Source organism: Singulisphaera rosea, assembly GCF_054877945.1.
Window position 1 is genome coordinate 284,859 of record NZ_JBTYIP020000010.1, and the last position, 24,057, is coordinate 308,915.

General features: G+C 69.4%; 18 protein-coding genes. 8 read left to right on the plus strand and 10 right to left on the minus strand.

Going from position 1 to position 24,057, the window contains the following annotated elements:
• Nucleotides 1-3: 3 nt before the first annotated feature.
• The 7 genes from ACYOEI_RS19145 (at nucleotide 4) to ACYOEI_RS19175 (ending at nucleotide 9,470) form a co-directional block, all read left to right on the plus strand.
• Complete coding sequence (locus ACYOEI_RS19145) at nucleotides 4-1,107, plus strand: hypothetical protein (protein ID WP_462851150.1); 1,104 nt, start codon at nucleotides 4-6, stop codon at nucleotides 1,105-1,107.
• Entirely contained in the window at nucleotides 1,104-2,666 is a 1,563-nt protein-coding gene (locus tag ACYOEI_RS19150; protein ID WP_462851151.1) for a hypothetical protein, read from the plus strand. The genes ACYOEI_RS19145 and ACYOEI_RS19150 overlap by 4 nt, the downstream gene beginning before the upstream one ends.
• The gene (locus tag ACYOEI_RS19155; protein ID WP_462851152.1) at nucleotides 2,663-3,400 is read left to right on the plus strand and encodes a DUF1559 family PulG-like putative transporter; all 738 of its coding nucleotides are present in this window, start codon (nucleotides 2,663-2,665) and stop codon (nucleotides 3,398-3,400) included. Before ACYOEI_RS19150 ends, ACYOEI_RS19155 begins: the two co-directional genes overlap by 4 nt.
• An 87-nt stretch (nucleotides 3,401-3,487) precedes the next feature.
• Nucleotides 3,488-5,191 carry a hypothetical protein gene (locus ACYOEI_RS19160; protein WP_462851153.1) on the plus strand — a complete coding sequence of 568 codons (1,704 nt, stop codon included), beginning with the start codon at nucleotides 3,488-3,490 and terminating at the stop codon, nucleotides 5,189-5,191.
• Between the two features lie 137 nt (nucleotides 5,192-5,328).
• Complete coding sequence (locus ACYOEI_RS19165; protein WP_462851154.1) at nucleotides 5,329-7,281, plus strand: glycosyltransferase family 2 protein; 1,953 nt, start codon at nucleotides 5,329-5,331, stop codon at nucleotides 7,279-7,281.
• Between the two features lie 153 nt (nucleotides 7,282-7,434).
• A complete protein-coding gene (locus tag ACYOEI_RS19170) occupies nucleotides 7,435-8,598 on the plus strand; it encodes a TolB family protein (protein WP_462851155.1) in 1,164 nt (387 codons plus the stop codon).
• Nucleotides 8,595-9,470 (plus strand): DUF1559 family PulG-like putative transporter, encoded by an 876-nt coding sequence (locus ACYOEI_RS19175; RefSeq protein ID WP_462851156.1) that lies wholly within the window; start codon nucleotides 8,595-8,597, stop codon nucleotides 9,468-9,470. Before ACYOEI_RS19170 ends, ACYOEI_RS19175 begins: the two co-directional genes overlap by 4 nt.
• A gap of 13 nt (nucleotides 9,471-9,483) precedes the next feature.
• Here ACYOEI_RS19175 and ACYOEI_RS19180 read toward each other — a convergent pair whose 3' ends face one another.
• The 4 genes from ACYOEI_RS19180 to ACYOEI_RS19195 form a co-directional block, all read right to left on the minus strand.
• Entirely contained in the window at nucleotides 9,484-10,311 is an 828-nt protein-coding gene (locus tag ACYOEI_RS19180; protein ID WP_462851157.1) for a polysaccharide deacetylase family protein, read from the minus strand.
• Complete coding sequence (locus ACYOEI_RS19185; protein ID WP_462851171.1) at nucleotides 10,308-11,876, minus strand: glycosyltransferase family 39 protein; 1,569 nt, start codon at nucleotides 11,874-11,876, stop codon at nucleotides 10,308-10,310. The genes ACYOEI_RS19180 and ACYOEI_RS19185 overlap by 4 nt, the downstream gene beginning before the upstream one ends.
• Before the next feature lie 115 nt (nucleotides 11,877-11,991).
• Complete coding sequence (locus ACYOEI_RS19190; RefSeq protein WP_462851158.1) at nucleotides 11,992-13,065, minus strand: DUF1559 family PulG-like putative transporter; 1,074 nt, start codon at nucleotides 13,063-13,065, stop codon at nucleotides 11,992-11,994.
• Nucleotides 13,066-13,098: 33 nt separating this feature from the next.
• Entirely contained in the window at nucleotides 13,099-14,190 is a 1,092-nt protein-coding gene (locus tag ACYOEI_RS19195; protein WP_462851159.1) for an acyltransferase family protein, read from the minus strand.
• 518 nt (nucleotides 14,191-14,708) lie between these two features.
• On the opposite strand from ACYOEI_RS19195, the gene ACYOEI_RS19200 reads away from it, so the two are divergent.
• The gene (locus ACYOEI_RS19200; protein ID WP_462851160.1) at nucleotides 14,709-15,563 is read left to right on the plus strand and encodes a sulfotransferase family protein; all 855 of its coding nucleotides are present in this window, start codon (nucleotides 14,709-14,711) and stop codon (nucleotides 15,561-15,563) included.
• A gap of 123 nt (nucleotides 15,564-15,686) precedes the next feature.
• Here the strand turns inward: ACYOEI_RS19200 and ACYOEI_RS19205 are convergent, their stop codons facing one another.
• The 6 genes from ACYOEI_RS19205 to ACYOEI_RS19230 form a co-directional block, all read right to left on the minus strand.
• Entirely contained in the window at nucleotides 15,687-16,469 is a 783-nt protein-coding gene (locus tag ACYOEI_RS19205) for an SDR family NAD(P)-dependent oxidoreductase (RefSeq protein WP_462851161.1), read from the minus strand.
• Between the two features lie 241 nt (nucleotides 16,470-16,710).
• On the minus strand, nucleotides 16,711-17,940 hold the full coding sequence (locus ACYOEI_RS19210; protein WP_462851162.1) for a dihydrolipoamide acetyltransferase family protein: 1,230 nt from the start codon (nucleotides 17,938-17,940) through the stop codon (nucleotides 16,711-16,713).
• A gap of 17 nt (nucleotides 17,941-17,957) precedes the next feature.
• Nucleotides 17,958-19,961: an alpha-ketoacid dehydrogenase subunit alpha/beta gene (locus ACYOEI_RS19215; protein WP_462851163.1), complete on the minus strand. Its 2,004-nt coding sequence runs from the start codon at nucleotides 19,959-19,961 to the stop codon at nucleotides 17,958-17,960.
• Nucleotides 19,962-20,040: 79 nt separating this feature from the next.
• Entirely contained in the window at nucleotides 20,041-21,672 is a 1,632-nt protein-coding gene (locus tag ACYOEI_RS19220) for an Nramp family divalent metal transporter (RefSeq protein ID WP_462851164.1), read from the minus strand.
• Between the two features lie 171 nt (nucleotides 21,673-21,843).
• Nucleotides 21,844-22,650 (minus strand): fumarylacetoacetate hydrolase family protein, encoded by an 807-nt coding sequence (locus ACYOEI_RS19225; protein WP_462851165.1) that lies wholly within the window; start codon nucleotides 22,648-22,650, stop codon nucleotides 21,844-21,846.
• Nucleotides 22,651-22,746: 96 nt separating this feature from the next.
• Complete coding sequence (locus tag ACYOEI_RS19230; RefSeq protein WP_462851166.1) at nucleotides 22,747-23,730, minus strand: C-terminal binding protein; 984 nt, start codon at nucleotides 23,728-23,730, stop codon at nucleotides 22,747-22,749.
• Nucleotides 23,731-24,057 lie beyond the last annotated feature (327 nt).

The following is a 24,057-nucleotide window of genomic DNA, read 5'->3' on the forward strand; positions in this document are numbered from 1 at the left end:
CCCGTGAACTCCCCGCGTCCGGCCACGATCCTGCTGCTGACCTACCTGGCCTTCGCCCCGGCCGCCGAGGCGCAGAAGGCCGCGACCTCGAGCCTATCCCAGATCGAGGCCGGCCTCGCGCGTCGGAAACAAGCCCTCGTCGACAACAAGCAGTGGTACGCGTCTTATCGCGTGTCCGCCGAGAACTTCACCGGCGACATGCAGTTCGCCTGGCCCTGGATCGACGTGGTCAACGGCCGCAAGGGGGGCCGGATCTTCACCTACTGCTCCGACCCCGGGTTCCGGGGCGAGGCCCCCCTGAAGCGTTGGTGCGGATACGAGGACGGCGTCGGCGTGATCCGCACCAACATGGGCGTCGACATCACCCCGGGCCTGAATTCTTGGCACCTCATTTTCAACATGTATACCGATTTTCTCTCCATCAACACCTACGACGGGATCGAACTGCCCGAGGTGGTCACCGCGACGCAGTACAACGTCAAGAACGAGCCGTGGCTGCCGGAGGCGATCGGACGGAACCGGGGCCATTACCGGGTCCTCCCGAGCACGGAGGTCGTCGATGGGCGTCCTTGCCACGTGGTCGAGTATCCCGGATTCGACAAGATCTGGGTCGACGTGGAGCGGGGATGCAGCGTCCTCCGCCGCGAGACCTCGTGGTACCTGGACCAGCCGCTCCGCCGACGGGTCGAGAACCTCGACCACATCCGGATCGGCCCGGCGGGGGTCTGGCTCCCTCGCGTGCAGGTGGTCGAGCAGTTTTGCAGCCTGAAAGACCTGAAGGAGAATTGGGGGAAGGTCTCCCACCGCCGGGTCCATCGGATCACCTCGCTGAAGCTCTCGGACATCGACGACTCGCTGCTCGCGGTCGACGTGCCCGACGGGGCGCTCGTCACCGACCACATCCGCAAGCTCGAGCTCATCAAGCTGCCGCCGACGTCCGACCCCGTCACGTCGAGCGTCCGGCAAGTGAAGACGCTGGGGATCCGGGCGAAGGTGGCCGGCACACGCGACCTGTTCGTCTGGGCGAATGTGCTGCTCGTCTCGGGCGCGGCGTTGTGGGTCTCGGCGCAGTCGGCGAGGCGGGCGTACCTCGGGAGACCGGCATGAGCACGATCCGGCGGGCCACCCTGTTCGCCGCGATCGCGCTGGCCGTCGCGCTTCGGGTCCCGCCGGCACTCGCCCGATCGTTCTGGCTCGTCGAGGCCGCCGACTGGAAGCTCACCACCTTCGGTTGGGCCGAGATGCTCCGACGTTCGCAGTCCGACGTCCTTCCCCCCGGGTTCCTCGTCGTCGAGAAGGCGTTCGCCCTGGTCGCGGGCGACTCGTCCGCGGCCCTGCGCGGGCTGTCGATCGCCCTGGGAGCGGCCCAGGTCCTCCTGGCCGCCAGGCTCGCGGCATGGGCGCCGGGCGAGACGACCGTCGAGGGGGAGGGATCTCGAGCGTGGGCGGGGGCAGGGGGGATCGCGGCCCTGCTCGTCGCGGCCAATCCGGCGCTCGTCGTCGCGACGAGCGAGGCGAGGGCCTATCCCTTGGCCGTGACCCTCGGCTTCGCCCATGCGTTGGCGCTCCTCGGGTGGCTCACCCGGGGGTCGGCCCGGGCCCGCTCCACACTCGCGCTGGTGGCCACGGGCGTGGCGCTCGCCTACACGCATTACTTCGGGCTCGCGTTCCTGGCCGCGGCCGCCGCGTTCGGCATCGTCGAGCGGGCGTCGGGGCGAGGACCGGCCTGGCGTCGCGAGGTCGTCGCGCTCTCCGCGGCGTACGGCGTGATCGGGCTCGCCTTCGCGCCCTGGTTGGGGGTCTTCGCCCGGCAGGTTGGGGTCGCGTCGAGGAACTTCTGGCTGATCGCCCCCCACCTCCGCCCGAACCCGGTCCGCCATCTCGCCGACTTCTGGAGCTCTCCGGTCGCGTTCCTCGGCGGTGGTGCCTTCCCGACCTCGAGTGACGAGCCGATGCTCCTCGCCGCGATGGTCGCGCTCGTGGCACTGGCCTGGTCGGCGCGCCGAGACCTCGTCCAGCGGCTCGCGGTCACGCTCCTGGTCGTCCCCGGCGTGATCGCTTATGCGACCGGCGCGACGCTCGGGCTCCCGACGCTCCACGCGCGATTCCTCCAGATGTCGCTCGGGTTCTCGTGCGTCGGGGTCGCGCGGGTGCTCGCCGGGGTCCGCCCGGCCCCGTTGGCGGTCGCCGCGACGGCCGGGGTCCTCATCCCCCTGATCGCCGCCGACGTCTGGGCGGCCCGCGAGGTCCCCGGCGGCATCGGGCGTTGCATCGACCGACTCCGGCGTGAGGCGAGGCCCTCGCACCTGGTCGTCTGCAACTCCCCCCTCACGTATCTCCCCGCCTCCCATGCTATCCGAGGGTCGGTGCCGATCCTCCTGAACGAGCGACCGACCGTCGCCTCTCTCTATCCGTTTGCCATCGCGGAGGCCGAGTTGGGCGGGCCGACGCCCGGCCCCCTCGAAGGGGCCACCACGATCTGGGTCTTCGAGGCGCCCGGCAAGGGGACGCCCGTCGCGGTCGAAGGTCCGTACACCCTCCAGGAAACGATGACAGAACACGACACCGTCCCTCGCGTGGTCACGCTCTCGCGATACACCCGGCGAGGAACGGATCCGACCCCGCTCGCGTCGCGAAGGCCAGGCAACGGCGAGGGAAGACCATGAGCCCGAACCGAATGCGTGCGCTCCGCTGGGGGTTGCCGACGACCATCATCGTCGCCCTGATCTGGCTGTCCTGGGCGTCGTCCGACGCGCCCCCGTCGTCCCGGTCGTCCGCCTCCCGCGACCTGAAGCTGCTGGGCATCGCGGTGGCCAACTTCGCCCAGCAGCCCGCGAGCCGCAGACCGGCGTCCCGGAGGCCGGTCGAGGAGCAGGCGAGCTGGCTCACCCGGCTGCTCCCCTTCCTCGCCCGGAACGACCTGGCCGACCGGTTCCACAGCCAGGAGACGACGGGGGAAGACGTCGCCTGGGACGACCCGTCGAATCGAGGGGTCGTCGAGACCGTGATCACCACGTTCGTGCTGGGCCACGCCGACGACCCGGAGACGTTCCGGGACGCGAGTGGCCGGGGCCTGACCGCCCTCGTCGGCGTCTCGGGGTCGGGGGGGCCGAGCCCCGACGCGCCGAAGGGCCGGGGGATGTCCTCGCGAGGGCTGTTCGGCTACGGTCGGGTCGAGCCCCTCTCGGCGGTCACCGACGGCCTCGCGCACACGGCCGCGGTGATCGAGGTCCAGGGCGACTTCGGCCCCTGGGCCCGCAACGGACCCTCGACCATCCGGCCCATCGAAGCCTTCGGCGGGGGCCTGATGCTGATGGCCGACGGGTCGGTCAAGGAGATCAAGGGGTCGCCCAACCCGAAGGTCCTCCGGGCCCTCGGCACGATCGCGGGGAGAGACTGAGCGGCCTCGAAAGGCGGCCCTCGGCGCGGGACGGGCCCGGACGGAGGGCCCGTCGGGATCTCGAAGCCTGGCAAGGTGAGCCGACGAATGCTTGAACTCCTCACGCGGGAAACCCTCGATCTCTTCCGCAGGGCGAGCCTCCTGCTCGTGGGCGTCGGGGCCGTCGCGGCGGTCGGCCTCGGCCTGGCCCTGGCCTCGGGGCAAGTCCAGGCCCTCGAGGCCGCCCGGGCCTATCAGGCCCTCTGCTGGGCGGAGTCGATCGCGGCCGTCCTGATCGTCGGCGCGAGGGCGGCCTCGGCGATCGCCGGGGAGCGCCAGGCGGGGACCTGGGATGCGCTCGTGCTGACCGACCTCTCCGGGCCCGAGATCGTCGCCGCCAAGCTCGCCGCGGCCGTCGCGCCGGCGGCCCTCCTCTCGGCAGTGTTCCTGCCCATCCACCTTGCCTCGTCCCTGGCCGGCCCATTCCCCACACGCACCCCGGTCCTCTTCCACCTCATCCTCCTCGGCGCGACAGCGTTCGCATCGGGCGTGGGGTTATTTGCCTCCGCAGTAACGCAGCGGACCACACAGGCGGCCGCGCTGGCGGCCGCGACACTCCTGGCCGCCTGGTACCTGGCGCCAAGCGCCCTGGGCAAGGCCCCCGTGGTCGGGCAAGCCCTGGACGTGCTGCGGCCGACCACCCTCCTGGAGTCCCTCTTCGAAACGTCGGCGAGAGGCTTTGGCTGGCCCCGTTCCATCATCTTCTGCGCAATTTCGGTGGCGCTCACGGGCCTGCTCGCCTGGGGCGTGGCCACAATCCTTCGGGAACCCGCGGAGTTCCTCAGCCGTCCGTTCTCCAAGGATCCGCCGAGGGGCCAGCCTCGCCTCGACCGGCGGATCGACGTCGGCGACAACCCCATCTTTTGGCGCGCCTTCCGCTCCCGGCGGGCGCGCCGGTCGGTCGCACGGACCTGGTTGATTACGGCGGCGTTTTTGCTCGTGGTGGCGATCCCGATGTGGGGCCGAGGGCGTGGATTCGCGGGCCTAGCCGAGGCCTCGTTCGGCTACCTCCTGATCATCATCGTGACCTGGGGAGTCGTCAACGGCCTTCGCGCCAGCGTGTCGATCGCCGACGAACGATCGCGTGGGATGCTCGAACCGCTCGCGCTCGCCGACATCGGCGCCGGACACCTGGTCGCCTCGAAGCAATGGGCGTACCTGAGGGGGGCCGCGCCCGCTATCGTCCTGCTCCCGCTCATCACGTGGTGGTGCCTGGCGAACGGGACGGTCCCGGTCCCCGTCTCGGTCCGGCTCCTGGTGGGCCTCGGGGTCATCGTCCTCTTCTGCACCTACGTCTTCTTCATGAGTTCCCTCGGATTCCTGGTCTCGAGCTTCGCCCCGACCCCTCGGGGCGCGTTGATCGGCCAGGGCATGATCCTGGCGATGTCCCAATTCGGCCCCTTGGTTCTGATAGCACTGACCCCCTGGCTCCCACTACCAGAGAACGTGCTCACAGCTTTCATCTGCTTCGCCCCTTGGGTCCAGCAATCCGTGCTCTTCGAGGCGATCGGCACCCGCCCGCCGTTCGTGCCGCCGTCCCTGGTGGCGGCCGCCTGTTGCCTCGAGGTAGGGCTGGGTTTCCTCGCGGTGCAACTTGCCGTCCGACGCCTCGCGTCTCGGCCGCCATTCGCTTGGCCCAGACCCCACGGCCCTGGTCCTCGGTCTCGACGCGAGGCGCTCGATCCGGGCCGGGCGTCCGAAGGGCTCGGCAAGGGGGAGCTCGTCGGCCTCCCTTCGGGGCCTCGGGAGTGACCGGCCCGGCCTCGCCCTCCCGCTCCGCTCGGCTCGGCCCGGCTCGCGTCGCGGGCTCGGGCCAAAGGGCGTGCAAAGCCAGTGGCTCAAGCCCTATCCCGCACGTTGCCAGAGTCTTCATCGAACGGACCCAGCCGATGATGCCCAACCTCCGGTCGACGCCCCCGGCCCCCCCCGACGACCTCGCCCCGGGCGCGCCTCCGGCAATTTCGGTGGTGGTCCCCGTCTTCAATCGCGCCGAGGAGCTCGGCCGGCTCCTGGAGGCCCTCGGTCGCCAATCCTTCCCGCACGACCGATTCGAAGTCGTGGTCTGCGACGACGGCTCGACGGTCGACCTCCTCCCCATCGTCGAGCGTGCGTCGGAGGAGGGGGACCTTCGCCTCGTCTATCTCCGCCAGCCCAATCAGGGACCCGGCGGGGCCCGGCAGCTCGGCCTGGCGTTCGCCAGGGGCGAGGTGGTGCTCAACACCGACTCGGATTGTGTCCCCGGGCCCGCCTGGCTCGAGGCCTGGGCCTCGGCCTTCCGCGACTCGGCGACCGAATTCGCGGGCGGTCCCATCGACTATCTCCGTGCGCGCCACCTCTCGGGACGTTGCGTCGGGTTCCTGATGGCCAGCCGGTTCGGCGGCGGCGGCGGGATTGACCCTCGACGTTCCCTCGGCCTGGACTATTACCCTTGCGCCGGGAACATGGGGGCCCGGAGGCAACTGCTGCTCGACCTCGGCGGGTTCGCGACCCCGGGGACGAACGAGGACACGGAGCTGAGCCACGCCGTCACCCGACAGGGGGTCCGCCCCCGGTTCGTCCCCGAGACGGGGATCCTCCACGACGAGCGGACCGGTCTCTTCCACCTCCTGGCGGAGAACTTCCACAAGGGGACGTGCCAGGTCCGCGGCCCGGGGCACGGCAATCTCGTCGCCGCGCTGCCGGCAGGACTGGTCCTCAACCTCGCCGCGCTACCCGTGGCGGCGTGGTCGGACGGTCTCGCGGTGGTCGCGATCGCCCCCCTGGTGGTCTACGGCGCGGTGGTCTTCGCCCTGGCGGCGCGGGCCGTCCGGGTCTTCGCCGGCGTCGCGGAAGCGGCCGCCGCCCCGTTCTACCTGCTCGCGATGCACGTCGGTTACGGCCTGGGCTACCTGTCCGCCCGGCTCCGGCCATCCCTGGCGTGCCCCAGGGGCCCCTCGGCCAATTGGGAATGCGTGCGGAGCCGGGCGGTCCGGCGGATCGCCTTCGACGGGCGGACGCCAGGCCGCGAAGCCTTCCCGATGCCGAACGCGACCCGGACCAGGTTCGCCGTCGTGCTGCCGATCTACAACGAGGCGAGTACGGTCCGGGACGCGTTCGAGGCCGTCGCGGCCTTCGCCTCCTCGTTCGCGGGCTTCGCGTTCGTCTTCGTCGACGACGGCTCGACCGACGGGACGAGGGAGATCTTGACCGAGAGGATTCGGGCGTCGGCCTCGCGGGCGATCTACCTCGTCGTGGAGGAGAGGAACCGGGGGAAGGCCCGGGCCGTCCGCTCCGGACTCCGGTTCTGCCGGGCCCACTTCGAGGCCGACGCGGTCGGATTCCTCGACGGCGACCTCGCCTACGGCCCCGAGGAGCTCCTCGAGCTCGAGCGTGCCCTCGAGACGCATGACCTCGCCATCGGCGTCCGCTCACGATCGCCGGGGGGACCGTTCTCGGGCCGGAGGCCCTGCCTCGGGACGGCCTTCAACGCGTTCGTCAGGTGCGTCCTGAAACTCCCCTTCCGCGACACCCAGTCCGGGATCAAGGCCTTCCGTACCCCGGTCGCCGACATCCTCTTCGATCGCTCGAGCCTGGACAACATGGCCTTCGACGCCGAGCTGCTCTTCCTCGCGCATCGGCTCGGGCTCTCGGTCGCCGAGCGGGACGTCCGGCTCACGATCAACCACCGCTACAAGACGTCGACGCTCAACCTCGTGAGGAGGTCATGCTCGATGCTGCTCGGAGTCGTGAGGGTCCGCGTCAACGACCTCCTCGGACGCTACCACGACCTCCCCGGCCTCCCCGGGTCGGCCTACCGAGGGGAACCCCACGCTTGCGGACGGGTGGAGGCCCCGATACGCTGAAATCGGCGATCGGTCGGCGATGTTGGGGCCACCACCGAGCCATCGATCACGACCCCGTCTCCCTTCTCAGCCGAACTCCGTCCGTCAATCGCCAGGCCCTCGAGCCACGCCCGAACGGGCCGCGGACCGGCCCCGCTCGCCGGAGGAATCCCCATGCGGATCACCCATTTCCTCATCATCATCCCACTGGCCATCGTCTCGGCCGAGGCGAGGGCCGGCGAGGCGGACGAGGGGCAGATCCTCTTCCTCTCGCACCGGACCGGGGGGAACGTCCTCTACCGGATGCAGCCCGACGGGGGAAAGGTCGCGTCGGTCTTCGGCGGGGAGCTCCCGAACAGCCCCGGGCTCCCCGAGGGGACGACCTGGTACCGCGAGCCGCACTGGAGCCGGCTGAGCCCGGACACTCGGCTCTACCTCTCATGGGCGGTCGACCGCAGCCTCCCCGCGAATCCTCGCGCCGGGATCGCGCCCCGGTTCCTCCTCCACCTCGGGCGGACCGAGGGGGGGCCGACGCGGCTGATCACGCCCGACAGCGAGGAGATCTTCTGCTGGTCGCCCGACGCCCGGTCGTTCGCCTATCCCCACTCGCCGGTCGCCGACCCCACGGCCCCTGGGCAAGCCGACGATACCCCGCAGACGACGGTGATCGTCCACCGGCTCGACGGGCCGTCGGAGCGTCGGGTCCTCCGCCGCCGGGGCCTCTGGGTGCCCCAAGACTGGTCGCCCGACGGGAAGCGACTGCTCGTCTCCTGGAGCTCGTCCCGAGACCTTCAGAGGAGGACCGCTGGCCTCTTCGAGCTCGACATCGAGGAGGGCGCCGCCGAGGTCGAGCGGAACGCCGGCCGGCCCGATACCCCCCCGGGCACGGAGCCGGCCGAGCCGAAGGGGGGCGGCCTGATCTCTCGGGTCCCCCCGGCGAGAGGCCTCGGCCCCCTGGTCCCCCGCTACTCGCCCGACGGCCGGTCCTTCGCCTCGATCGACTCGAGCTGGAAGCCCGACGGACGTGACGGCCTGATCGACCCGGGCCGATTCGCGACCGGGATGGCACTCGTGGTCCGCGAGCTCGAGGGCGGAGCCCCCCGGCTGGTCTTTCGGGCGACGGACCTCTTCGCCGGCCCGATCTGCTGGTCGCCCGACGGCGAACGGATCCTCTTCGCGCGTTGGATCAATCGCGACCACGCCAGGAGGCCGCCGGCCAATCCCCCCGGGGACATCATGGCCATCTGGTCGATCGGGCGAGACGGCACGGACCTCCGCCAGGTCACGACCGGCTGGTGCCCCGATTGGCGATGCGCTCCAGGAAAGGCCCGACCATGAGCCTCCTCCAACGCTCCACGCTCCCCGCCGCGGCCGCCGCCGCCTTTGGGCTCGCCGCCGCGATGTTCTGGTGGTCGACGTCCACCCCGCCCCCCGGCGTCCGCCGGGCCGTCCCACCTCCGGAGGCGAGACCGAAACCGAGATCGACCCGGGCCGTCGGCCCCGCCTCGCCGCTCGCAAGCCCGGCCGTGCCCCGGGCGATCCCGGGAGAGGGGGACAAAGGCCCGGTCCCCGCGGACGAGGCCACGACGCAGCTGAAGCTCTTCGGGCTAGGCGTCGCGAATGAGCGAGAGGCCAGGGCGACTCGTCCGTCGAAGGCGCGTTCGCGACTCCCGCTCGATCGCCAGGCGAGTTGGATCATCCCCATCCTCCCCTATCTCGGCCGGGGCGACCTCTTCGACGCGATCCGATCCGCGGCCACGGACGGCGACGATCGCCCCTGGGACGACCCGGCGAACCGGGACGCGGTCGGCGAGTTGGTCGACCCGCTCGTGACGCCCGAGATGGACGCCAAGGGGGAGCTCCGCGACCCATCGGGGGCCGCCCTCACCGGGTATGCGGGCGTCTCGGGCGCCGGGCCGGCCTCGCCCGAGCTCCCCGAGGAGAGCCGGGACCCGACCCGGGGTTTCTTCGGCTACCGTCGGGTCGCGAAACCGGCCGAGGTCCGGGACGGGATGTCGAACACCGCGATGGTGATGGAAATCCGGAGCCGCCGCGGCCCCTGGGCCCGGAACGGGCCGTCGACCGTCCGCCCCATCGACGCGTTCGAGGGGGGGCTGGTCTTGATGGCCGACGGCTCGGTCCGCAACATCGCCTCCAAACCCGACCCGAAGGTGATGAGGGCCCTCTCGACGATCGCCGCCGGGGACTGATCCCGACGCCCTCTCACGGTCCATCGAGGCCCCGCGCGACCTCGCCCTCGAACGCGCCCAGGGTGAGGAACCGGGCTCGGCGGCCCAGCCACTCGAGGTAAGCGTCGAGGCGCTGGACGAGCCGATCGCCGTCGACCCGCCTCGAGACGGCGGGCATGCGAAACCCCCGGAGCGGGAGGAACTCCCAAGGATGGAAGAAAATGTTCAAGTATCCATCATTCTTCAAGGTCCACACGCTGGCCGCCCGGAACGCGGCGGGGGGGGCGTTCTTGAACGCGAGCCAGAAGAGCGGGAGTCGGACGATCGGCGTGACCGAGACCGGCACGTTCCAGAGGGCCCCGGTCCGGTACGCCGTCCTGGGGCGGCGGAGGTTGTTGTAGCGGCCGGGGATCCACGTGGGGTTCTCCGACGAGCTGTACCGATACCCGGCCGCCTCGATGAGCGCCGGGTCGGTCCGCTTGAGGCGAGGGCTCCGGAACCCGGCCACCGGGACGCCGGCGATTCGCTCCAGGACCCGGCGCGACCGCCCGAGGTCGGCCGGGACGAACTCCACATGCCGGAGGCCATGCGAGGCGACCTCGTGGGGCCCGTCGGCCAGGCCCCGGACGGCCCTCGGGAATGCGGCGGCGAAGCGGGCCGTGACGAAGAACGTCGCGGGGATCCCCCGGCGGCCGAGCAGGTCGACGACGACCTCCAGGCCGGCCAGGCCGAGGCGGAGCTGCTCCTTGCTCTCGAGCTCCTGGCCGTACTCCGTCGGGAGGTCGAACTCCTCGACGTCGAAGCTCAGGAAGATCGGCCGAGGCACGGCGGATCCCCGGCCCGCAACGCCCGGGCGGCTCATCGCGGCCCCCCGGGAGCTCCGGGCGGAGCCGGGGCCTCCGGAGCCTCGTAGTGCTCGATGACGATCGGGCCTTCGAAGGGATAATCCTGGTCGAACGACCAGGCGTTGTCCTTGCGCCAGGGGGAAGGCGGCACGAACCTTTGGATCAGTTGGGACTGGTAGGACTCGCTGGAGATGAACCAGACCCCCCGGCTCGCCGACGCGAGGAGGCGGTCGGGCGTGATCAAGTCGTCGTCCCGGAGGTGCTCCGATCCCCGCTGGTGCTCGCGGCCGGGCCGGTCGACGCAGAGGAGCGCCTGCGCCCGCCCTCGGGTGTAGTGCCGCACGCCGAAGAACGTGAACGGTGATCGGGAGACGATCAGCTCGCCGGGAAGGCGCCGCTCGAGGACGAACGCCAACGCGCCCCGGATCCCCGGGTTCGCCGAGGGGCCGATCGCGTCGTCGTTGTCGACGACGGCGACGACGCCGACGACCAGGGCCAGGGCCGCGACCAACGCCCGGGCCCCGTTCGGGAGCCGAAACACCAGGAGGGCCAGGCCGATCACCCAGGCGAGGTGGACGAAGCAGAAGTAGCGAGTCAGGAGGAGACTCCGGTTCGACGCGAGCGAGTAGACCGTCATGATCGCGACCGGGACGACGCCGGTGATCACCACGAACCACTCCCGCCATCCGCCTCGGGCGGCCAGGAAGGCGAGGCCGGCCGCCAGGCCCCCGCACACCCAGGGGACGACCGCGGGATCGGGCGTCGCCACGCTGTCGAAGGTCGCGAGGAGGGCCCGGGCCACTTCATTGGGGACGTCCGAGGACGTCAAGGGCTTGTCATAGCCGTGTCGCAAGACCTCGCTCTGGGCCAGGAACCTGGCCGTGTAGGGGAGCAGGTAGGCCACCGCGAAGAGCCCGGCCCCCTTGGCGGCCGGCGCGACGCGGTCGCGGGCCGCCGCGACGCCGGAGGCCCAGCCAAGGCCGAGGTAGGCCCCCACGAACAATCCCTCGGCGGCCACGAAGAGGATGGCCAGGTGGTGCGTGTAACAGGCCGAGGCGGAGAGCAGGGCGGAGGTGGCCCACCACGACAGGCCCGTCTCCGGCCCTCGCAGGGCCCGCAGCGCGGCCCAGCCCCCGAAGACCAGGAGCGCCTCCGCGAGGCTGTAGCCGCGCACTTGTTGCGAAAGCTGGATCTGCAACGGGCTCAAGGTGACGAGGGCCGCCGCGAGCAGCGAGACGCCCCCCGGGTGGGCCTCCCCCTTGCCCGGTAGGGCGGCTAGCTCGCGGGCCAGGAGGGCAACGCCCACGATGACCGCCACCCCGGCCAGCAACGCCGGGACTCGCAGCGCCACGTCCGAGGAGCCGAAGAGGGTCGCCCAGAGTTGTAAGAGGAGGAAGTGCAGCGGCGGATGGACCGAATCCGCCTCGGCGCAACGCCGCAGGATTTCCTCGGGCGAGAAGTCGAGCGCACTCGCCGAGACGGCCTCGTTGAACCAGAGGCTGCGGGCCCCCAGCCCTCGGCCTCGCAGCCAGGCGCCGAACGCCGCGAACGAACCCAGCAAGGCCCACCATCGCCCCGTCATCTCACTCACCCCCCGCCTCCCGCCTCGGGAGTGTTGACGCCGCAGGAGCCGGGACGTGGCCGAACGGCAGGCCGTCCGGTCGTGCCCCCGGATCTCCCGGGAAGCGTACCGGCCCTCAATACTCGCCGATCACCTCGTTGCCGGCCCTCGTGCCCAACGCCTGCCAGACCGCAGGCGCCACGGTGTCGGCGACGGAGCGGACGCTCCCATCGGCGAGGGCGACGTTGACGCGTCCGGGGTGATACGACGACGCGGGCTTGAGCATGAACCACCAGTTGCGGTCGCCGTTGTTCGGGCCATGGTCCCCCTCCGAGCAGCACGTCCGGTTCGGCCCGCGGAGCGTGTTGAACCAGGTGCGCCAAAGCGTCCCTTCGAGCCAGGGGTAGCCCTTGTAGCGCCAGGCACCGCTCCAGGGGATCGCCCCTTGCTTCCAGTCGACCGCGTCGCACGCGGCCAGGGCCTCCGCGGCGGTCGAATTCGCCGTCAGGAGCGGGACCTCGTAGCAATCCGAGAACTTCGTCCGGCCGGCGTTCGCGTCGATCGGGCCGTTGGCGACCTCGGCGACCAGGAGCGTCTGGCTCGCCCCATCGGTGCAGGATTCGAGGCCGATCGCCCCGAGCGGGGGGTCGGGGGGGAGGGGCTTCAGCGGGTCCAGATACGCCGAGCGGCCGAACAGGCCGTCCCATCGCCGGTTCAGCGGCCACCACGAACCCGAGTTCCAGGCGTAGTTCGCCGCCCAGTAGCTGCGATGCTCGTTGGTCGATCCGGGCGATGCGAGCCCCGTATGGATCTCCGAAGGGCACACGTACAAGCCGACCCGCGTCTGGCCCACCGTCTCGCTGAGGGCGTTCGTCCAGGTCGCCGCCTTCCCCCCCGCGGCGTGGCCGGGCGTGTTGATGACGATGAAGTTGATGCTGTTGTAAAGCGCGGATTGTTCGACGTAGGGCAGGATCGCGACGTTCGGCGAGAAGTAGCCGGGCATCTCGCCCATCGGCAGCTTGTGCCAGGTCGCGTGATAGTTCGCGACTCCCAGCGCGATCTGGGCCAGATGCCCCACGCACTGCACCCGACGTGCCGACTCGCGTGCCCCTTGCACGGCCACCAGCAAGATCCCGGTCAGCACGCCGATGATCGCGATCACGACCAGTAACTCGATCAGGGTGAATCCGGGTCGAGGACGGGCATTCATGAGAATTTCCCCCGAGGCTTATTCATGAGGAGATCACGCGTGGCCCGTCGGCCGGAAGTGTCGGCCAGCCGGGAGTGTCCCGGCCCATCGGACTCGAGAGAGGGGCCTTTCGAAGAACCGCCAGGAGACGGCGGCGACGGCGACCGACACCGGCGGCACCAACCACTCGGGCCAGGACGCCGAGGCGATGCTCCGCTCGGGGGCCCGGGAAACCAGGAAGTACGTCACGAGGTACGAATACAGATAGATCCCGTAGCTCACCGTCCCCAGCGACGAGAGCCAACGCATCCGCAAGACTCGCAGCGCCGGGCGACCGGCGTGGAGGATGACGAGGCCGATGAGCGAGGCATAGAGCACGTTGACGGCGAAGACCTCCAGGCCGCCTCGGGGGAGGAGCGGGCGATCGAACCCCTGGCGGTCGACCTCGGGGTCGGACAAGCAGGCGACCAGAGCGACGGCCGCCGCCGCCGCGGTCGTCCAGAGGGCCGGAGTGAGGCGGCCGCCGCGGCCTTCGCTCGCCCCGAGCTCCGGCAACACGACCCCCAGCAGGGCCCCGAGCGCGAACCCGTCGCAACGAGCCGGCAAGGTCCACGGATGGACACCGCAGCAGCGCGCCGCCACCGAGTTGACGACCACCGCCGCCGCCAGCACGGGCAGGTATCGCCGGCCTACCAGCCGGACCAGGACCGGCCAGATCAAGTAGAACTGCTCCTCGAGCGCGAGGCTCCAGGTGTGGACGAACGCCGGGTGGAATGGCGGCGAGGCCCCGCCCCAGCAGAGCGGCACGTTCTGCAGGAAGACCACGTGCCGCCAGAATCCGGCCCAACGCTCGCCCGACCACGCGAGTTGATCCGTGGCCACCACGACCGCCAGGGCGAGGAAGTAGGCCGGCCAGATCCGCAGCGCCCGGCGCCCGAGGAACCTCCGGTACTCGGCCGCACCCGGCCGATTCAACACCGTCCGGGTGATCAAGAAGCCCGAGAGGACGAAGAAAAAATCGACGCGAGTCCATCCCCAGAAGAAGGTCGAGGGCCAGAGGTGAAAGGCCATGATCGCGATCGCCCCTCCGCCTCGGAGCGAGTCCAGCTCGGCGATCCGCCCCTTCGGGGTCGACTCGGTTGACATGGGCCCGCCCGGATCGGCAAGGAGGAAGAGGTGGTGCGCACGCCGCCCCGGCCGCCAAAGATAGCCGCCTAAGCCGGCTTCCCGGAGCAAGATGGCACACGCGGTGAGTTTGGCCGCGGAGGCCTTCTCCGTCAAGGAAAAACCGAAGATTTCCTTAATGCATATCGAGCATGTCCATTTCCAAAAGCTCTTGATGCATCACCAACAGGAAAATCCCGAATTTCCCATTCTAGCCCGCGCCACGCGGACCCCGCGGCGAGCCGAGGCTCTCGAGGAGGCGTCCGTTGACCTCGGCAACGGTGCCACGTAATCTCTTGCAAGGCTCCCCAGGATACATTGATCCGTCGAACGTGTCGGCGCGGCGGCCGACCCGGCCCCGGGCGTCCGTTGCCCGGCCGAGGTCTCGGGCGCCGCGAGCCTCGGTGCGGAGGCCGGCCGACCTTCGGCCGGTGTCCCCGACGTCCCGCGACCGGCCGATCGGCCGGGCTCGCGGAGAACCCCCGGAGGGCGAGCGGACCGTGGGCACAGAACCCGTCACCGACCCAAGCCCGATATTCATCCTCTCGGCGGGCTGGCGATCCGGCAGCACGCTCCTCCAACGCTGGCTCAGCTCCCATCCCGAGATCCTGATCTGGGGAGAGAACCACGCCCTGCTCGACGTCCTGGCGACCGGCCGACGGATCGTCGAAGGGCTCCAGGCCTACGGCCGGAAACACCTCGAGGACTTCGAGAAACGCGGGAGCGATGCCTGGATGGCCGTCATGAACCCGCCCGTCGTCGCCTTCGACGCGGGGATGAGAGAGCTCCTGGACGCCTACTATGGCGCACCAACCCGAGGAATGGGCAAGAGCCGATGGGGATTCAAGGAGGTTCGGCACGACATCACGACGGCGCAATTCCTCCACCGGCTCTACCCCGGCGCCCGCTTCCTGCTGCTGGTGCGGCACCCGGCGGATTGCCTCGCGTCGGCCCGGGCGACAGGGGTCTGGCCGATCAAGGCGGGGCTCCTCGACGAGGTCGGCGGCCCTCGCCCCTTCCTGGAGAACTGGATCCGGATCGCCACGACCTTCCTCGGGACAATCCCCGTCCCCCACCTCCTGATCAAATATGAAGACCTGACCGACTCGCCATCGGCCACCACGGCCAGGATCGCCGGGTTCCTGGGATGCACCCTCGACGAGTTCGACCCCGACGTCTTCGCGACCCGGCGGCGAGGTTGGCTCGGGCTCCCGCCGAGGTTGTCGCCGGAAGATGAGGAATGCCTTGGCTCCGGACCGCTCTGGGAGGTCGCCAGGCGCCACGGCTACGCCCCCCATCCCCGCACGAAGGGCGGTCCTACCCCGGTCGCGTCCCCACCCCAAGGCGTCGAGTGAGGCAATCCCCGCCCCGCCGGCCCTGGCCGCGAGGACCGACCTCTCGATTGATTGGCCCACCCGCACCCGCACCGATCCAGGATTCGCCGCGAGAGGCAACGCTTTGGCCTCGGGCCGAACGGTTCAGAACTCGCGCGAGTAGCCGGCGGTCCAGCCGCCGTCGACGGTGAGGATGTGGCCGTTCATGTAGCTGTTCTCGGGGTCGGCGAGGAAGAGCGCGGCGACGGCGATCTCGCGGGTCTCGCCGGGGCGGCCGAGCGGGATGTGGGCGATCATGCTCTTGACCGAGTCGTGGAACAGGCCCGACTCGTCGTAGAAGAGCTTGCGCGTCCCTTCGGTCAAGGTCGAGCCGGGGGCGATGCCGTTGACGAGGATCCCGTGCGGGCCGAGTTCCAGGGCCATCGCCTTGGTCAGGTTGACGACCCCCGCCTTCGCCGCGACGAAGGCACATTGGAGCCGGAGCGGGACGAGGCCGGCGATCGAAGAGATGTTGATGATCCGCCCCGAACCTTGGGCCTTCATCACCCGCGCCGAGCACCGACTGACCTCGTAGAGCCCGGTCAGGTCGACCGAGACGATGCGGTCCCACTCCTCGCGGGGGAAGGCGTCGATCGTCACGCGATGGGCGAGCGTGTTGATCCCGGCGTTGTTCACGACCACGTCGAGCCGGCCGAACGACTCGACCGCCCACGCGACGACCTCCTCGATCTGCTCCGGTTTCGTAACGTCGAGCCCCCGCCAGTGCGACCCTTCGACCAAGCCCGAGGCCGCCCGGGCCCCTTCGGCATCCACGTCCGTATAAATGACCCGCCCGCCGTTCGCCGCGAACCCGTCGGCGATCGCCTGGCCAATCCCCCGCGCAGCCCCCGTCACGAGACAGACCTTGCCGGACAAGTCGCAACGCATAAAAAATCTCCCCTGAAAGGCAGGAGATTCTTCAGCCACGGATCGAACACGGATGAAACACGAATAAGAAAAGACGGATTTATCCGCAGATGAAAATCAAATTTTTGATTTATCAAATTTAATCCGTGTCCATCTGCGTCATCTGCGGATGATCGTTTTTTCTTTTTCTTATCCGCGTTTCATCCGTGTTCGATCCGTGGTCAAGAAATCCCCGAATTCAATCTGTGGCCCTAAAACCCATCTACGCAATCAGCCAAGGGGCAGGGTTTTCGATCAGCAGCACAAGTGCTTGGAGGAAGCGGGCGGCCGGGGCGCCGTCGACGATGCGGTGGTCGAAGGTCAGGCTCAGGCTCATCCGATCGCGGCCGACGACCTGGTCGCCGACCATCACGGGCTGGCGATGGATGCGGCCCATGCCGAGGATGGCACACTCGGGGAGATTGATGATCGGGGTGAAGGATTCGATCCCGAACGCCCCGAGGTTGGTGATCGTGAACGTCCCACCTTGCATCTCGGACGCCTTGAGCCGTTGCTCGCGGGCCCTGCGGATGAGGTCGCGTGAGGAGGCGACGAGCTGGCCGAGCCCGAGCTTGCCCGCGTCGCGGACCACAGGGACCATAAGGCCGGCCTCGGTGTCGACGGCGATCCCGACGTGGATGTCGTCGAGGAGCTCGATCCGGTCGTCGGACCACCGGGCGTTCAGCGAGGGATGGTCTCGGAGTGCCTGGGCGGCGAGCTTGACGAGGAAGTCGGTATAGCTCGGGACCTCACGCCCGGAGCCTGGAGCCGCGGCCAAGGCCTTGAACTGCTCGCGGAGGTTGACGAGGTTCGTCACGTCGGCCGAGGTCGACAGGGTGACGGGCGCCGTCGCTTGTCGGCTCTCGACCATCCGGGCCGCGATCGTCCGGCGGATCGCCCCGACGGGGAGCGTGCGAGGAGCAGGGGCCTCGACGTCGGGACGCGTGGGGATGGCGTGCGTCCCTTTCACCTTCGAGGCCTCGAGGACGTCAACCTTCCGGATCCGGCCGGTACAGCCGCTCCCTCGGATCGTGGAGATGTCGACGCCGAGTTCGCGAGCGATCCGGCGGGCCAGGGGGGAGATCCTCGGCCGGTCGCGGCCGGGCCTCGATGTTGGGGACGAGGCAGAGGGCACCGGCTGGCGTGGAGAGGCCAAGGATGCCGAGACCGCAACGGCCGGGGATCGGTCGTCGACCGGGTCGGGGTCTCCGGGGGCGACAAGATAGCCGATCACCGCGCCGACGAGGACGCGGTCGCCGGCGTTCGGGGCACTGGGGGGGATCCGGAGGACCCCCTGGTCGAACGACTCGATGTCCTGGGTCGCCTTCTCCCCCTCGAGGCTGAAGAGGGCGTCGCCGACCCGGACGGCCTCGCCGTCCTGCTTGAGCCAGCCGGCGAAGACGCCCTCGTCCATGTTCCAGCCGAGGCGGGGGATCGTGATTTCGATGGCCATGGTGGTGCCGGGCTCGCTTACTCGAGGATCAAGGCGCGGATCGCCCGGGCGATCGACTCCGGGTTCGGGACGACGGCCGCCTCCAGCGGGGGGCTATACGGGGTCGGCGTGTGGACCCCGTTGAGCCGTCGGATCGGCGCATCGAGGTCGTCGAAGCCTTCGTCCGCCATCCTCGCGGCGATCTCGGCGCCGACGCCGAAGGGGGCGAACGCCTCGTCGACGATGAGCAGGCGGCCGGTCTTGCGGACCGAGGCGAGGATCGTCGCGAAGTCCAGCGGGGCGATCGTCCTCGGGTCGATCAGCTCGACCGAGATCCCTTCGGCCTGGAGGACCTCGGCGGCCTTGAGCGTCTGGTGGACCATCAGGGCCAGCGCGACGACGGTGACGTCCGACCCTTCGCGGACGACGGCCGCGCGGCCGAACTCGATCTCATAAGGTTCCTCCGGCACCGGCCCCTTGATCGAGAGGACCTCGCGGTGCTCGAGGAAGAGGACCGGGTCGTCGCACCGGAGCGCCCTCGCCAGGAGGCCCTTCGCGTCGTACGCGCTCGACGGGACGACCACGCGGAGGCCGGGGAAGTGGGCGTACATCGCGTAGTAGTTGCCCGAGTGGTGCGTCGCGGCCGAGTGCCCGATCCCGACGCACCCCCGCAAGAGGACCGGCATTTTGAGCCGGCCGCTGCTCATGTACTGGACCTTGGCGATCTGGTTGAGGATCTCGCCGACGGCGTCGAGCACGAAGTCGGCGAACATGAAGTCGATCACCGGCCTCGTCCCGGTCATCGCGGCCCCCGTGGCCAGGCCGACGAAGCCTCGCTCGCAGATCGGGGTGTCGCAAAGCCGGACCGGCCCGTGGCGGTCGTACAGGCCGGTCGTGGTCGCGAAGTTCCCCCCGCGCTTGCCGATCCCCTCGCCCATCACGAAGATCGTCGGATCCCGGTCCATCGCGTCCGAGAGGGCCTCGAGGGTCGCCTTCATGACCGGGATTTCGCGAGCGGCGGGGGAAGAGACGAGGCTGCGAGCGGCGTCGGGGGACTCCGGGGCGTAGATGTGTTCGGCCGCCGAGGCGGGGTCGGGCCAGGGGCCGGCCTCCGCGGCCCGGATCGCGTCGAGGACCTCGGCCTCGACCTCCTCGTCGATCGCCGAGAGCTCGGCCTCGTCGGCGAGGGCCCCGTCGAGCAAGGTTGAGCGGAGCCGCTGGATCGGGCAGCGCGTCTTCCAGACCTCGACTTCCTCGCGAGTCCGGTAGGTGTAGTCGCCCATCCCCTCGGCGTGGGGGCGAGTGCGATACGTCTTGCACTCGATCAGCGTCGCCCCTTCGCCTCGCCTCGCGCGTCCGACGGCCTCGCGAGCGACGTCGGAGACGGCGAGGATGTCGTTGCCGTCGACCTCGACGCCGGGCAGGCCATACGAAGCCGCCCGACCCGCGACCGAGGGGTTGGCGCTCGAGTAAGTCAGCGGGACTTCGGTGGCGAACCCGTTGTTTTCGCAGACAAAGAGGACCGGGAGCTTCCAGATGCCGGCCAGGTTCAGGCCTTCGTGGAAGGCGCCGTTGTTGACGGCGCCGTCGCCGAAGAAGGCGACCGCGACCAGGCCCGAGTCGAGGAGCTTGGCGCTGTAGCCGGCCCCGGCCGCCTGGAGGATGCAGGGGCCGACGATCCCGCTGGTCCCCATCATGCCGACCTCGGGGGAGAAGAGGTGCATGCTCCCCCCGCGCCCCCTCGAGCAGCCGTTCGCGCGACCGAGGAGCTCGGCGACGAGGGCCTCCGGCTCGACCCCTTTCGCCAACGCGTGCCCGTGGCCCCGGTGGGTGCTGAAGACGACGTCGTCGGGCCCGAGGTGGGCGCAGACGCCGGTCGCGATCGCCTCCTCGCCGACGTAGGTATGGCAGGCCCCGTGGATCAGGCCCCGCTGATGCAGCCGCGCCAGGTGCTCTTCGCAACGGCGGATCAACTGCATCCGGCGGTAGAAGGCCAGGAGCCCCCCCGCTTCCAGCCCCTTCGCTCGAGTCGCCGTCGCCATGGGCCGAGAACCCCTCGTTCGCCACCCCCGGCCGGGCCGGGGGAACCACCGCACCTCATCTCACTCGTCGGCCGTCGCCTCAGGACCGGAACCAACCGAGCATGACCGGGAGCTGCTTCTGGACGAAGACCAGGCACGCCAGCCCCATGTAGAACAGCCCGCATGAGAGCAGGCCGAGCTGATGATACCAGCGCGGGCCCACCGGTGCGGCGATCAGACGCCGATTCACGTGCAAAAGCATGAACGACGTCACCCCGATCGTCATGTTCCCGAGGTTGGCGATCACCAGCGTCATCAGCTTCGGCGTCCCGTAATGCGTGAACAGATACAGGCTCACGATGCACCAGACGACGTAGAGCGACAGGATCGAATAATAGATGTACTTGACCTGGTCTCCGCCCAGGCTGTCCCTGACTCGGGAGTTGGCCGACCAGATGACGTCGGTCCAGCGCCGGCTGACCTCGTCGACGATCGACATCTGGCTCGGCAGCAGCACCATCAGGCCGACGATGAGCATCATCGTCCAGAGCAGCTTGGCGAGCACGGGGCCCAATTCGGGGTAGTGCCGCAGGCCGTCGGCCGAGATCACGGCCTGTGCCCAGTCGAGCGTCTGGCCGTGGCCGTACAGGGCCGAGTGCGGCGAGAACTCGAGCGAGAGGAGCGCCGGGAGGGCCATGCCGATGAAGCAGCCGGGGACCCAGAGGACGACCTGGTCGACGAAGATGTACTTCCACCACCCGGCCCAGCGCCTGAGGTTCTCGGCGCTCATCGGGAAGACCTTGCCGAGGTGGCTGAGCGTGACGTTCTTGCCCCCGATCGCGCTCGGGATCGCGCCGACGCGGCTCCCCATCCCCCATCCCTTGTCGCGGACGAAGTTGCTGTAGAGCGAGTTACCCAGCCCGCCGCCCCCGGCATATCCGGCGAACGCCCCGAGGACCGCGATGTTCGCCAGCGAGACGATCGGCCAGGCGCCGTGTTGGACGTAGTGGGCGAAGACGTTGACCGCCGTCTCATGCCCCTGGGCGTCCTTGACCGGGACCGTCCCGAACTTGGCGAACCCGCTGACGACGTTCCACCAGTTCTCGGGGCCGACGAAGAGGACGCCCAGGAGCAGGCTGAAGCCGAGGACGACGACCATCTTCACGGACATGACCGCCTGGAGCGTGTTGTACACACGCCCCCCGAACAGCGTGGGGATGACCACGATCACGAGGCACAGATACGCCAGCCCCATCACGAGCGGCCGATCGGCCTCGCCCGCCGGCCGGCCGAGGTAGAGCGACGCCATGACCGCCCCCCCGTGCGAGGCGAGGCCGGGGATGACCGTGCCGACGCTCATCAGCAAGAAGACGAAGACCCAGAACGTCGGCCCCGGCTTCAAGCGAAGAAACCCCGTGAAGATCGGCTCGCCGCAGTACAGCGCGTAGCGCCCGCACTCGAGGTTGTAGAAGACCTGGACGACGATGGCGATCGTGGCGATCCACATCAGGCCGCCGCCGTATCGGGCGGTGATCTCGGGCCCGAAGAGCCACTCCCCGCCGCCGATCTGGGTCCCCATCATCACGATCCCGGGCCCGACGAACCGGGTCCAGTGCCGCCATTGGAGCCGCTCGGGCTCGGGCAGGTCCGCCACCCCCCAGTCCGGCAGGCAGGTCGGGGGGATCGTGACCGGCGGGCTCCCGGCCGATTCGGGGTCTGGTCGTTCCGACACGTTTGAGAATCCTCCGGCCCGCCTCGAAGCCCCAGCCCAAATCTCGAAGCCCGATTTTTTCTTCAGAACCGGGTTTCTTTGCCAGTAGTCGACGATTTCTCACGAGGGGTTGTCGGCGTCGAGTGAGTCAGAAACCCGGTTCTGGAGAAAAAACCGGGTTTCGAGACAGACTCAGGCCGACTCGTCCACGACCGGGTTCGTCAGTTCCCCGATCCGCTCGATCTCGACCGTGACCGAGTCGCCGGCCTTCAGGAACACCGGGGGCTTCCTCGCCCCGCCCACGCCATGCGGTGTCCCGGTCAGGATGACGGTCCCGGGCAAGAGCAGGGTGCTCCCGCTGAGGAACTCGATCAGGGTCGGGACGTCGAAGATCATGTCGTCGGTGTTCCAGTCCTGCATCACGTCGCCGTTGAGCACGGTCCGGATCTTGAGCGCGTTCGGGTTGGGGATCTCGTCGGCCGTCACGAGGCAGGGGCCCATCGGGGCGAACGTGGCGAACGTCTTGCCCCGGCACCACTGCGTCCCCCCCTTTTGCATCTGCCAGTCCCGCGCACTGACGTCGTTGGCGCAGGTGTAGCCGAGCACGTAGTTGAGGGCGTCGGCCTTCGCGACGTTCTTACAGGGCTTGCCGATCACGACCGCGAGCTCGCACTCGTAGTCGACCGCGTCACTCCGCAGGTGCCTGGGAAGCACGATCGGGTCGCCCGGGTTCTGCAACGTCCCACCCGACTTCATGAACAGGACCGGCCACTCGGGGATCGGCTGCTTCCCCTCTTCGGCGTGCCTCCGGTAGTTGAGCCCGATGCAGAGGATGTCCGCCGGGACGATCGGCGCGAGCACCTTGGCGACGTCCGCCGGCGTGCCCGAATCCCGGTACGTCCCGAACAGGTCCCCCTCGACCACGGTCGTCGAGCCGTCCGGGTGCAAACGACCGTGGTGGATCCGACCGCCCGCATCGGCATACCGAACCAACTTCATGCGACACTCCGGTGATCAGGATCGGAAACGAATGGTTTTCGTAGGGTGGACAACGCCGACCGGAAGGCGTGGTGGGCGATGCCCGCCCTACAAAAATCAGACTTTCATGTTCACAACATTAATGGGAGGCTCGCCCCGGATCGCCCGGGCGACCAGGCCCGCGGCCGTCTCGCGGAGGGTGCGGACGGCCTTGGGGCTCGCGGAGGCGATGTGCGAAGTCACGAGGACGTTATCGAGCGTCCGCAACGGGCTGTCGGCCGGGAGGGGCTCGACGTCGGCGACGTCGAGCATCGCGTTCGAGAGCGTCCCCTGGCGGAGAGCCTCAATCAGCGCAGGCCCGTCGACGACGTCGCCCCGGGCGACGTTCACGAGGATCGCCCCCGGCTTCATCTTCGCAAACGCTGATGCGTCGATCAGCCGTCGCGTCTGCGGCGTGGACGGGCAGTGGAGCGTCACGACGTCGCTCTCGGCCAGCAGGGCGTCGAGCGTCACCGCCTCGGCGCCGAGGCGTTCGACCTCCGAGCCGGGGACGTACGGGTCGAACACGAGGATCCGGCTCTTGAAGCCTCGGAGCCGGCCGACAACCTCGCGGCCGATCCGGCCGAAGCCGACGACCCCGACCGTCTGGTCGCGCAAGGTCCGCAGTCGGTCGAGCGATCCGGCCAACCCCCAACTCCCTTCGCGGACCTTCCTCCCGTTCGCGGGGAGCTGCCGGGTCGCCGAGAGGATGAGCCCGAGGGTATGGTCGGCGACCTCGTCGATGCAGTAATCGGGGACGTTGCAGACCGGGATCCCACGCCCCCGCGCCGCCTCGAGGTCGACGTTGTCCACGCCGATCCCATATCGCACGACGAGCTTCGCCTTGCCCATCGCCCCGATCACCTGCGCATTTATCGGTGCGAATTGCGTGAGCACGTAGTCGGCGTCACCGACCACGTCGAGGAGCTCCTCGGGGCGGCGACACTGGCACGACACGACCGAGCCTCCGAGCGGCTCGAGGATCGCCCGCTCGATGCCCAAGTCTTCGAACGTAGAATCCGTCACGAGGACGTTCGGCACGGCGACGGTCCTGTGTTGCACGACCCCTGGTTCTGGATGAGCGGGCCTCAGTATACGAGAGCCCTCGGGGGATGGAAAGGGCCTGGATCGCGCGGGGAGGACCGCCGCGTTCCAGGCCTCAATCAACCTCCGTTTTCATAAATTTTCATTCCAGAACATATCGCTCATCCTTCGACCATAGACTGCCGAGGACCGGACCTCTGCTGCTTCGATCGAACGTTTGCCCGGAGCGGTTCACACGCGGGTGGCATCATCCAAACGGCTCTCAGACCAAAAAGAAGTCGGGGAGGAAAACCCCCCCCCCCCCAAAGGGGGGGGGGGGGGGAAAACACCCCCCCCCCCCCAAAC